At 73.4% G+C, this 11,396-nt stretch carries 9 protein-coding genes and 1 pseudogene; 5 read left to right on the top strand and 5 right to left on the bottom strand.

Annotated elements, in window-relative coordinates:
• The first annotated feature begins 261 nt into the window (after positions 1-261).
• Entirely contained in the window at positions 262-1,869 is a 1,608-nt protein-coding gene (locus ACFXDJ_RS34655; protein WP_384659245.1) for an alkaline phosphatase D family protein, read from the top strand.
• A 248-nt stretch (positions 1,870-2,117) separates the two neighbouring features.
• Positions 2,118-3,101, top strand: a complete 984-nt coding sequence (locus ACFXDJ_RS34650; protein WP_384659242.1) for a zinc metalloprotease — start codon at positions 2,118-2,120, stop codon at positions 3,099-3,101.
• Between the two features lie 51 nt (positions 3,102-3,152).
• On the opposite strand, the gene ACFXDJ_RS34645 is transcribed toward ACFXDJ_RS34650, so the two are convergent.
• The gene (locus ACFXDJ_RS34645; RefSeq protein ID WP_384659240.1) at positions 3,153-3,722 is read right to left on the bottom strand and encodes a dienelactone hydrolase family protein; all 570 of its coding nucleotides are present in this window, start codon (positions 3,720-3,722) and stop codon (positions 3,153-3,155) included.
• A 50-nt stretch (positions 3,723-3,772) separates the two neighbouring features.
• On the opposite strand from ACFXDJ_RS34645, the gene ACFXDJ_RS34640 reads away from it, so the two are divergent.
• Positions 3,773-4,801 (top strand): mechanosensitive ion channel family protein, encoded by a 1,029-nt coding sequence (locus tag ACFXDJ_RS34640; RefSeq protein ID WP_384659237.1) that lies wholly within the window; start codon positions 3,773-3,775, stop codon positions 4,799-4,801.
• 105 nt (positions 4,802-4,906) lie between these two features.
• On the opposite strand, the gene ACFXDJ_RS34635 is transcribed toward ACFXDJ_RS34640, so the two are convergent.
• Both ACFXDJ_RS34635 and ACFXDJ_RS34630 read right to left on the bottom strand, forming a co-directional pair.
• The gene (locus ACFXDJ_RS34635) at positions 4,907-6,319 is read right to left on the bottom strand and encodes a sensor histidine kinase (RefSeq protein ID WP_384663121.1); all 1,413 of its coding nucleotides are present in this window, start codon (positions 6,317-6,319) and stop codon (positions 4,907-4,909) included.
• The gene (locus ACFXDJ_RS34630; RefSeq protein WP_384663119.1) at positions 6,316-7,002 is read right to left on the bottom strand and encodes a response regulator transcription factor; all 687 of its coding nucleotides are present in this window, start codon (positions 7,000-7,002) and stop codon (positions 6,316-6,318) included. The genes ACFXDJ_RS34635 and ACFXDJ_RS34630 overlap by 4 nt, the downstream gene beginning before the upstream one ends.
• 73 nt (positions 7,003-7,075) lie before the next feature.
• Between ACFXDJ_RS34630 and ACFXDJ_RS34625 the strand changes: the two genes are divergently transcribed.
• Both ACFXDJ_RS34625 and ACFXDJ_RS34620 read left to right on the top strand, forming a co-directional pair.
• Complete coding sequence (locus ACFXDJ_RS34625) at positions 7,076-8,290, top strand: glycosyltransferase (protein ID WP_384663118.1); 1,215 nt, start codon at positions 7,076-7,078, stop codon at positions 8,288-8,290.
• An 11-nt stretch (positions 8,291-8,301) separates the two neighbouring features.
• A complete protein-coding gene (locus ACFXDJ_RS34620; protein ID WP_384663125.1) occupies positions 8,302-9,324 on the top strand; it encodes an SDR family NAD(P)-dependent oxidoreductase in 1,023 nt (340 codons plus the stop codon).
• On the opposite strand, the pseudogene ACFXDJ_RS34615 reads toward ACFXDJ_RS34620, so the two are convergent.
• A pseudogene (locus ACFXDJ_RS34615) lies at positions 9,321-9,591 on the bottom strand (TetR/AcrR family transcriptional regulator); the annotation flags it as partial. The gene ACFXDJ_RS34620 and the pseudogene ACFXDJ_RS34615 sit on opposite strands and share 4 nt — an antisense overlap.
• 95 nt (positions 9,592-9,686) lie before the next feature.
• On the bottom strand, positions 9,687-11,279 hold the full coding sequence (locus ACFXDJ_RS34610) for a Na+/H+ antiporter (protein ID WP_384663123.1): 1,593 nt from the start codon (positions 11,277-11,279) through the stop codon (positions 9,687-9,689).
• Positions 11,280-11,396: the final 117 nt, after the last annotated feature.

Raw genomic sequence — 11,396 nt, 5'->3', positions numbered from 1 at the left:
CCTGCGCCGGGGGGCTAGCGGGGGCGATACAGACTCGCCCTGGGGGCCCGCCCCCCCGCCGCCCCCCGCGCGGGGGGTCCTCCATCTCCGCGCCCCCCCGCCCGTTGCTTTCCCGTACTGTTCCGGAGCCTGTACCCGTCGGTAATATGATCATCCGTGACCAGTCAACTCTCCTCCCCTGCCCAGGAGTCGGCGTCCCCGTCGACCCCTAACCGCCGCACGGTCGTCCTGGCCGCCGCGGCCACGGCGGCCCTCGGCCCGATGACCGCGCTGGCCTCCGGGACCGCCCAGGCCGCGCAGAGCGCACCGTCCGCCGCGGGCGCCGCGGGCGCCGCCGCCGAGGCCCCCGTCTTCCTGCACGGCGTGGCCTCCGGCGACCCGCTGCCCGACGGGATCCTGCTGTGGACCCGCGTCACCCCGACCGCCGCGGCCGTACCGGGCTCCGGTGCGGGCCCGGCCACCGCGGTGGACTGGGAGCTCGCCGAGGACAAGGCCTTCTCCCGGGTGGTCGCGCGCGGCACCGTCACCGCGAGCGCCGACTCCGACCACACCGTCAAGGCCGACGTACGGGGACTGCGGCCGCAGACGGCCTACTGGTACCGGTTCACCGCCGGGGGCACCGTCTCCCCGGTCGGCCGGACCCTCACCGCCCCCGCCGCCGAGACCACCACCCCGCAGGTCCGCTTCGGAGTGGTCTCCTGCGCGAACTGGGAGTCCGGCTACTTCTCCGCGTACCGCCACCTGGCCGCGCGGGCCGACCTGGACGCGGTCCTGCACCTGGGCGACTACATCTACGAGTACAAGACCGGCGGCTACCCCGAGGCGAAGTACGTCGTACGGCAGCACGCGCCGCTGCACGAGATCCTCACGCTGGCCGATTACCGCACCCGGCACGGCAAGTACAAGACGGACCCGGACCTCCAGGCCCTCCACCTGGCCCATCCGATCATCGCGATCTGGGACGACCACGAGATCGCCAACGACAGCTGGTCCGGCGGCGCCGAGAACCACGATCCGGCCACCGAGGGCGACTTCGCGACCCGCGCCGCCGCCGCCCGCCGCGCCTACTTCGAGTGGATGCCGGTCCGCACCTCCACCGAGGGCACCGTCTACCGCCGGCTGCGCTTCGGCACCCTGGCCGATCTGCTCCTGCTGGACCTGCGGACCTTCCGCTCGCAGCAGGCGGGCGTCGGCAGCGGCAAGGTGGACGACCCGGAGCGCACCATCACCGGGCGGACCCAGCTGGACTGGCTGAAGGCGGGGCTGGCGGGCTCCCAGGCGACCTGGAAGCTGGTGGGCACCTCGGTGATGATCTCGCCGCTGGCCTTCGGAGCGCTGCCCGCGCACCTGCTGGAGCCGCTCACGGGGCTGCTGGGCCTGCCCACCGGCGGACTCGCGATCAACGTGGACCAGTGGGACGGGTACACGGACGACCGCCGGGAGCTGCTGGGCCACCTGACGGACCGCAACATCCGCAACACCGTCTTCCTGACCGGGGACATCCACATGGCGTTCGCGAACGACGTCCCGGTGACGGCGGCCACCTACCCGTGGTCGAAGTCGGCGGGCGTGGAGTTCGTGGTGACCTCGGTGACCTCGGACAACATCGACGACCTGCTGCACGTGCCGGCGCGCACCGCCTCGCTGGTCGCGGAGGCGGCGATCAAGGCCGCCAACCGGCACGTGAAGTGGCTGGATATGGACGCTCACGGCTACGGCGTCCTGGACGTGACGGCCGAGCGTTCCCAGATGGACTACTACGTGGTCTCCGACAAGCGGCGCCAGGACGCGACCACCTCCTGGGAGCGTTCGTACCGGACGCTGAACGGGACGCAGAAGGTGGAGCGGGCGGACCAGCCGGTGCGCTGATCGGCCGATCGGCCGACCGGCTGATCGTCCGTCATTTCTGTTGTCCGGAGGGGCGCCTGGTGCACAGGAGGCGCCCCTCCGCCATCGCGCGCAACAAATCTTTAACTTCCGAGGCCTTGCCGACCGGATGACATGCACACGTAAGCTCGGCGCCGCGTGAGGATTCCCCACTCACGTCCCCCACCATGCTCCGAGGAGTCAACGTGCGCGCTGCCGCCCGCATATCCCCCCTGCTCCGCCGCCGCCTCATGGGCACCGCCCTCGTGGCCGGCACCCTGGCGTTCGCCCCGATGACGGCCCCCACCACCGTCGCCGCGGCCCCGTCCCACACGGCCAGGACCCCGGCCGAGGCGTGCGCCGAGCAGGCCGCGGGGGGCGCCGCCGCCGCCGCCAACGCCCGCGTAGCCCGCCCCAAGGACGCGCACGCCCCCGACTCCGACGAGCTCAGCGACACCCAGGTCAAGGCGATGAACGCCGACCTGGCGAAGAAGCTCGCCGCGGTGAACGCCAAGAACCAGGGCCTGCGGGCCGCCCCGTCCGCCGGCACCGCCGCCGCGGCCACCATCACCATCCCCGTGTACGTGCACGTCATCACCTCCGGCAGCGCCGGAAACCTGACGGCCGCGCAGATCAACGGGCAGATCTCGGTCCTCAACGCCGCGTACGCCGGCCAGGGCAGCGGAAACGTGAACTCCGGCTTCCAGTTCTCCCTCGCCGGGACCGACTACACGAACAACTCCACCTGGTACACCGTCTCCGACGGCACCAAGGCGGAGAAGGACATGAAGACCGCCCTGCGCAAGGGCGGCAAGAACGCGCTGAACCTCTACACCGCCAACCTCGGCGGCGGACTCCTCGGCTGGGCCACCTTCCCCAGCTCCTACGCCTCCCAGCCCAAGATGGACGGCGTGGTCATCCTCAACAGCTCGATCCCCGGCGGCTCCGCCACCAACTACAACGAGGGCGACACCGCCACCCACGAGATCGGCCACTGGCTCGGGCTCTACCACACCTTCCAGGGCGGCTGCACGGGCAGCGGCGACTCGGTCTCCGACACCCCGGCCGAGGCGAGCGCGGCCTTCGAGTGCCCGACCGGCCGTGACACCTGCACCGCGAGCGGTGTGGACCCGATCCACAACTTCATGGACTACACGTACGACTCCTGCATGTACCAGTTCACCGCGGGCCAGGTGAGCCGCATGAAGAGCAGCTGGACGGCGTACCGCGCCTGACGCACATGAGGACGGGGCCCCGCACGCGGGGCCCCGTCTTCGCACGTGCCCCTAAAGGGAGTCGAGGAAACCGAGCGCGGCCGTCCAGGCCTGCTCGGCGGCCTCGGCGTCGTAGTCGTCCAGCCCCGGGTCCGTGAACAGGTGTCCGGCCCCCGGGTAGCGGTGGACCTCCACGTCCGCCCCGGCCCGCCGCATCCGCAGGTACCAGGCGTTCAGCCAGTCGTGCGGCTCGAACGGGTCCGGGTCCGCGATGTGCAGCTGGACCGGCAGGTCGTCGACCGAGGCCTCGTCGTCCAGGTCGGCCGTCCCGTGCAGGAGCAGCAGCCCGCGCGCCTTCTCGTCGGCGAGCGCCAGGTGCTGGGCGAGCGAACCGCCGAAGGAGAAGCCGGCGTAGACCAGCCCCTGGTCGGAGTGCGGGGCCGAGGCCAGCACCGCGCGCTTGAGCAGTTCGTCGCGGCCGATCTCGTCCTGGTGGGCCATGCCCTCCTCGACGGTCCCGAAAGTGCGTCCCTCGAAGAGATCCGGCACCTGGACCTGGTGCCCGGCCGCGCGCAGCCGCTCGGCCGCCTCCAACACCGCGGGCCGCAGCCCATAGGTCGAATGGAAAAGCATGATGTTCATGCCCCCATCGTGCCAGCTGCGCCGGACCGCCTCCGGTTACGTTGATGTCCATGGACACGCACCCCCTCCTGCGCCCGATCCTCGTCGTGGCCGGGACCCTGGTCGTCACCCTGTTCGCGGGCTGGCTGCTGGACGTGACCCTGCGCCGCGTCGACGCCCGGCACGGCGAGACCCCGCTGTGGGGGCTGCTGCGCCGCTGCCGGCCGCCGTTCCTGCTGGTCCTGGCCGCCTCCCTGCTCCAGGTGGCGCGCCGCAGCAGGGACACTCTGGGGCACGCCCTGACCCTGGTCCTGATCGCCGGGGCCGCGTGGCTGCTGGTGCGGATCGTGAGGGCGGTCGTGGACTCCGTCTACGCCCGCTACGCGGCCGACGCCGAGGACGAGGCCCGCGTCCGCCGGGTCCGCACCCAGGTCACGCTGATCCAGCGGGTGATCACGGCGACGGTGATCGTGGTGGCCGCCGGGGCGATGCTCCTCACGTTCCCGGAGATGCGCACGGTCGGCACCTCGATGCTGGCCTCGGCGGGAGTCCTCGGCATCGTCGCGGGCATCGCGGCCCAGTCCGCGCTGGGCAACCTCTTCGCCGGACTCCAGATCGCCTTCGGCGACACCGTCCGGATCGGCGACACGGTGGTGGTCGACAAGGAGTGGGGCACGGTGGAGGAGATCACCCTGACCTTCCTCACCGTCCGCACCTGGGACGAGCGCCGGATCACGATGCCGGTGTCGTACTTCACGAGCAAGCCCTACGAGAACTGGTCGCGCGGCGGCGCGCAGATGACGGGCACCGTGTTCTGGCACCTGGACCACAGCGCCCCGGTGGACCTGATGCGCGAGGAACTCCAGCGGATCCTCAAGACCGTCCCGGAATGGGACGGCCGCACCGGCTCCCTGGCCGTCACGGACACCACCCCGCACACGGTCCACATCCGCGCGGTGGTCACGGCGAAGGACGCCGACGCCCTCTGGACCCTCCGCTGCGCGGTCCGCGAACGCCTGATCACCTGGCTGGTGACCCACCACCCGTACGCCCTGCCCCGCATCGCGACCTCCGAGGCGGTGCCCCGACCGGGGCCGTGACCAGTAGGGGCAATTTCAGCCCCGCCGGCGTTTGAGGCGCGGGTCTGGGCGGAGCCCAGGGAACGGTGGAAGGGCGGGTAGGGGACAAGCCCCGCAGGGCAGCCTTCAGCCGACCGGGGCTCCGAACACCAGCCGGAACAGCGCGCCCCCACCCGGGGCGGCTTCGGCCGTCAGCTCGGCCGAGTGCGCCCGCGCGATCTGCCGAGCCATCGCCAGCCCCAGCCCCGACCCGGGCAACGCCCTCGCCGCCCCCGCCCGGTAGAACCGGTCGAAGACATACGGCAGGTCCGCGTCCGCGATCCCCGGCCCGTGATCCCGTACGGTCACCTCCGCCCGCCCGCCGGGAGCGGAGAGGTCCACCTCCACCTCAGCCCCGCCCGGACTGAACTTCGCCGCGTTGTCCAGCAGGTTCCCCAGCAGCCGGCTGAGCCGCGCCGGCACCCCCGCCACCACCACGCCCTCCTCCGCCCGGACCCGGAACGACACCCCCGGCCAGTGGGCCCGCGCGGCTCCCACGCAGTGCTCCACCAGCGGAGCCAGCCGCACCTGTTCCACCAGCAATCGCGGCTCCTCGTCCCGCGCCAGCTCGATCAGGTCGTTGACCAGCCCGGTCACCTCCCGCAGCTGCCGCCCCAGCGCCAGCGAGGCCCGTGAGCGCTGCTCCGCCGTCAGCCGTTCCCCCCGCGCCAGCAGCTCCGCGTTGGTCCGCAGCGCGGTCAGAGGGGTCCGCAGCTCGTGCGAAGCGTCCGCGACCAGCCGCCGCTGCGCGGTGACCGACTGTTCCAGCTCCCCCAGCATCGTGTTGAAGCTCCCGGCGAGCCGGGTGATCTCGTCCTCCCGGCCGGGCGGGGGCAGTTCGATCCGGTGCCGCGGGTCCCTGGTCGCGGCGATCCGCTCGGCGGCGGCGGTGAGCCGGGTGACCGGAGCCAGGCCGGTCCGGGCGACCCAGTGGCCGAGCAGCGCGGCCAGCAGGACCCCCGCCGCCCCCGCCAGCGCCAGCCACCGCGCGGCCTGCGCGATGCCCTTCTCGACGGTGTCCGCCCGCAGCGCCACCTGGAGCGCCCGCCCCTTCGCGTAGTCGGTGGTCAGCATCCGCGCCGGATGCCCGACGTGCACGATGTCGGTGTAGTACGGGGCCTTCGTGCCCCCCGCCACCTCCCGCGCGGCCGGGGCCACCGGCAGCAGGTACGGAGCGGCGGGGTCGCTCGCCGGATCGGCCGGCACCACCTCGGAGCAGGCGGGCGCCGCCAGGAACCGGCACTCCCCGCTCAGAGTCCCGGGCCCGGAATCCGGGTTGCGCTGGGCCGCGAGACGGGCCGACTGGGTGAGGCTGAGGTCGAGCTGTTCGTACAGCGCGCCGCGCACGACGAAGAAGGCCGCCGCGCACACGCCGACGGCGACCAGCGCGACCGCCGCCGTGACCGCCAGCGCGAGCCGGGTCCGCAGCGGCCGCCGGCGCCGCCACCGGGCGCCCGGGCGCCGACGGCTCCGGCCGCTCCGGCCGTTCCGGTCGCTCATGCCGCGTCCAGCCGGTACCCGACCCCGTGCACGGTGTGCACCAGCCGCGGCTCGCCCCCGGCCTCCAGCTTCCGCCGCAGGTAGCCGACGTAGACGGCGAGCGAGTTCGAGTCCGGCCCGAAGTCCCGGCCCCACACCAGCTCCAGGACGAGCTCGCGGGGCAGCACCTGGCCGGGGTGGCGCAGGAGCAGTTCGAGGAGCGCCGCCTCGGTGCGGCTGAACTCCAGCGGCCGCCCGCCGCGCCGCCCGGTGCGGGTCACCGGGTCGAGCACGAGGTCCCCGTAGGAGAGTGCGTGCCCGTCCCCGGCCAGGTCGTCGGGGGCGGCCCGGCGCAGGAGGGCCCGTACCCTCGCCACGAGCTCGTCGAGGGCGAACGGTTTGACCAGGTAGTCGTCGGCTCCCGCCTCCAGTCCGTCGATCCGCTCGCTGACCGCATCGAGGGCGGTGAGGACGAGTACGGGCGTACGGTCGCCCATCGCGCGGAGCTGGCGGCACACGCCGAGCCCGTCCAGCACCGGCATCATCACGTCGAGGACCACCACGTCGGGCTGCCAGAGCGCCACCTCGGACAGGGCGGCCAGCCCGTCGGCCGCGCCCCGTACTTCGTACCCCTCGACGGCGAGGCCGTCCTCGACGGCGGCCCGCACCTCGGGCTCGTCGTCCACCACCAGAATCCGCTGCATGCGCCAAAGCCTCCCAAATGGTTCTGAGAGAACCTCTTAGAACGTTCTTAGGACGCACCGGGAGTGTGCGTCCATGACCTCCTCCCCCTCACCCTCACCCTCACGCCGGCCGCTTTCCGTTGTGATCGGCGCGGGCGGCACCGGCGGCCACATCTACCCCGGGCTGGCCCTGGCCGAGGCGCTGCGCGCCGCCGCACCCGGCGCCGTGATCTCGTTCGTCGGGACCGAGCGCGGTCTGGAGACCGAGCTGATCCCGGCCGCCGGATACCGCCTCCACACCGTCGACATGATCCCCTTCGACCCGGCGCTCGGCGCCAAGCGCTACCTCCTCCCGGCGGCTCTGCTGCGGTCGGCCGCGCAGGCGCGGACCGTGATCCGGGCGCAGGGCGCGCACGTGGCCGTCGGCATGGGCGGCTACCCGAGCGCGCCCGCCGTGCTCGGGGCCCGGATGGCCGGGCTCCCGGCCGTGATCCACGAGTCGAACGCGGTACCGGGCCGGGCCAACCAGTTCGCGGCCCGCCTCACCCCGCACATGGCGGTGGCCTTCGACCGCAGCCGGGAGCATCTGGCGGGCGGGGCGCGGGCGCTGACCACCGGAATGCCGATCTCGGCGGCGCTGGCCGGGCTGGCGAACCTGTCCGCCCCCGACCAGGCGGCCCTGCGCGCCGAGGCCCGCTACGCGCTCGGGGTGCCGGCCGGGCGGCGGCTCGTCGTCTTCAACGGCGGCAGCCTGGGCGCCGTCCGCCTCACCACGGCGGCGGCCGGGCTGGCGGAGGCCTGGCAGGCACGGGACGACGTACAGCTGCTGATCAAGACGGGTCCGGCGGCGCTGGCGGACACGGAGGCGCGGCTGTCGGCCTCGGGCGGGCGGCGGATCGCGCGGGCCGTGCCCTACCTGGACCGGATGGACCTGGTGTACGCGGCCGCCGACCTGGTGGTGTGCCGGGCCGGTTCGGCGACGGTCGCGGAGCTCGCGGCGACCGGGGTCCCGGCCGTCCTCGTGCCCTACCCGCACGCCCCGGGCGACCACCAGACCCACAACGCCCGGGTGCTGTCCGACGCGGGCGCCGGGCTGCTGCTGGCGGACGCCGAGGCCACGGCCGGGCGGCTCGCGGAGCTGCTCGCCCCGCTGCTGGCGGACCCGGTCCGGCTGTCCGCGATGGCCGGTGCGGCCGACCCGGGCCCGCACGCGCGGGCCGCCGAACTGCTGGCGGCGCAGGTGCTGCGCGTCGCGGGCTTCCCCCTTTCCTCTTCCTCCCCCACCTTCTCCCCCTTGGAGCTCGTATGACGACGACGGCGATGACGACCACCACCACGGCCACGACCGCGACGGACTGGAGCGACCGGACCGTGCTCGTCACCGGCGCGGAGGGGTTCATCGGCTCGACGCTGGTGGACCTGCTGGTGGCGCGGGGTGCGAGGGTACGCGCCTTCGTGCACTACAAGCCGTACGCGGAGAAGGGCCACCTGGCCCGGTACCTGGCCGACCCGGGCGGCCCGGTCGAGATGTGGGCGGGCGACGTCCGCGACGCGGGCCGGGTCAGCGACGCGGTCGCCGGCTGCGACACCGTCTTCCACCTGGCGGCGCTGATCGGGATCCCCTACAGCTACGCCTCCCCCGGCGCGTACGTCCAGACCAACGTCACCGGCACCGAGAACATGGCCGAGGCCTGCCGCCGCCACGGCGTGCGCCGCCTCGTGCACACTTCCACCAGCGAGGTCTACGGGACCGCCCTGACGGCCCCGATCGCCGAGAGCCACCCGCTCCAGCCGCAGTCCCCGTACTCCGCGTCGAAGATCGGCGCGGACATGATGGCGCTGTCGTTCCACCACGCGTTCGAGCTGCCGGTGACGGTGGTCCGGCCGTTCAACACGTACGGGCCCCGCCAGTCGGCGCGCGCGGTGATCCCGACGATCCTGGCGCAGCTCCACTCGGGTGCCCGCGAGATCCGGCTCGGCTCGCTCGCCCCGACGCGCGATTTCACGTACGTGACGGACACGGCCGCGGGATTCCTCGCGGTCGCGGAGTGCGACCGGGCGCTGGGCGAGGTGGTCAACCTCGGTGCCGGCGAGGAGATCTCCATCGGCGACCTGGCGCAGTCCCTGATCACCGCGTCGGGCCGGGACGCGGAGGTGGTCGTGGACCCGAGCCGGCTGCGGCCCTCGGGCAGCGAGGTCATGCGCCTGCTGTCGGACAACACCCGCGCCCGCGAGTGGGCCGGCTGGAAGCCGGAGGTCTCCCTCCAGGAGGGCCTGACCCGCACCTCGGAGTGGATAGCGGCGAACCTGGACCTCTTCGCACCGGGGCGCTACCAGGTCTAGCCCGCCAGCAGCTTGGTAACGGATTCCTCGACGAGGTCCTCGGCGTACGGCGGCAGCGGGCGGCCGGCGCGCAGATGGCGGCGGACCACGGACAGCGGCAGGTCGATCAGGGCCAGGGTGACCCGGTCACGGTCCTGCGGGCCGGCCGCGCCGAGGGCTTCTGCGAGGGTGCCGAGCGGCGGCGCGGGCGGCGAGAGCGGGGTCGGGGTCGCTGCCGAGGGCGGCGAAGTACCCGTCCTGGAAGCGCTCGACGCTGCGCAGCCACACGTGCCGGGCACCTGGGTGCGGTTCGCCTTCAGCGGGCCGCGCGGCTTCGACGGCTTCCACGAGTTCACGGCGCTGCCGCTCGACGGGGAACGCACCTACGAGCTGCGCAGGCTGCGCACGTCCAGGTGCCGGAGCACCCGGTCCACGATCTCCGGATCGGCGCCGGGCTCGCTCCGCGCGGAAAGCACCTCGTGCCGGGCGGCGGACATCATCTCCCGCTGGATCCGCTGGACGTCGCGGATCCGCTCCACCCGCTTCGCGTAGGCCTCCCGGCGCTCCTCATCGACCATGTCGGGGCTGATCCTCGCCCCCACGTCGTACGCCCGCCGGTAGAGCATCTCCGCCAGGTCCTCGGGAAGGTCCTCCACTTCCTCGATCTCCTTCAGCCGCCGCTTGGCGGCCTTGGCGGCGCGGATCGCGAGGGCGCGGGCGATGTCCGCCTCCGCGTCCGCGTCGGCCTCCACGCCGAGCCGGCGGACCAGCCACGGCAGGGTCAGCCCCTGGACCACCAGGGTCGTCATGATCACGGCGAAGGCGATGAAGACGATCTGGTCCCGGGCCGGGAACGCCTCCCCCGCGTCCGTCCGGAAGGGAATGGCCAGCGCGAGCGCCACCGAGGCCACGCCCCGCATCCCGGCCCACCACATCACCACGGACTCCCGCCAGCTCAGCGGGATCTCCTCCTCATAGTCGCGCCGCGAATGCAGCTTCTTCGCGAGCCAGCCGGCCGGGAGCAGCCACACCAGCCGTACGCCGACCACCACCGCGACCACGGCCGCCGCCCACCCGGCCATCTCCCACTCCCGGCCGCGGGCGACGCCGAAGACGTTGTGCAGCTCCAGCCCGATCAGCCCGAACGCCACGCCCGTGACCAGCATGTCCACCACCTCCCAGAAGGTGTGTCCGGCCAGCCGCCCCAGAACGTCGTCGGCGTCGGTCGCGTACTCGGCGAGGAACAGCGCCGTGGTCAGCACGGCCAGTACCCCGGAGCCCTGGAACTCCTCGGCCAGCACGTAGGCCACGAAGGGCACCAGCAGGGTCAGCCCGATCTGGAGCGTGGCATCGCCGAGCCGCCCCATGAGCCGGTTGGCGGCCCATCCCAGCGCGAGCCCGACCGCGACGGCCACGACCGCCGAGAGCACGAACTCCCCGAGCGCCGCGGGCCAGGAGAAGCTCCCGCTCACGGAGGCGGCGATGGCCACGTGGTAGAGCACGATGGCGGTGACGTCGTTGAACAGCCCTTCGCCCTCCAGGATCGACACCATCCGGCGGGGCAGCCCGAGCGATCCGGCCACGGCGGTGGCGGCCACGGGGTCGGGCGGCGCGACCAGCGCGCCGAGCGCGACGGCCGCGGCGATCGGGAGACCCGGCACGACGGCGTGCGCGACGGCGGCCACGGCGGCGGTGGTGACGAACACGAGCGCCACGGCCAGCAGGAAGATGGGCCGCACGTTGGCGGCGAACTGTCTCCAGGAGGTCCGCTGCACGGAGGCGTAGAGCAGCGGGGGCAGCACGAGCGGCAGGATGTACTCGGGCGGGATGTCGACATTGGGTACGGCCGGCACCAGGGCGAGCACCACCCCGCCGAGCGTCATCAGCACCGGCGCGGGCAGCCCCAGCCGATCCCCGAGCGGCACGGTGACCACGGCTCCCAGCAGGAGCACGAACAAGAGCGCTAGCTGATCCACTCCCTCACCCTGCCAGTCCGCTGCGCTCGGCGGCGGGTCCAGGGCACGTGCCGCGCCGTGTCCTGGGGCTCCGCCCCAGACCCCGCGCCTCAAACGCCGGCGGGGCTGGATTTTTCC

Origin of the sequence: Streptomyces sp. NPDC059443 (assembly GCF_042750105.1) — a bacterium.
GTDB lineage: Bacteria > Actinomycetota > Actinomycetes > Streptomycetales > Streptomycetaceae > Streptomyces.
This window is presented reverse-complemented; position numbering and strand designations above follow the sequence as displayed.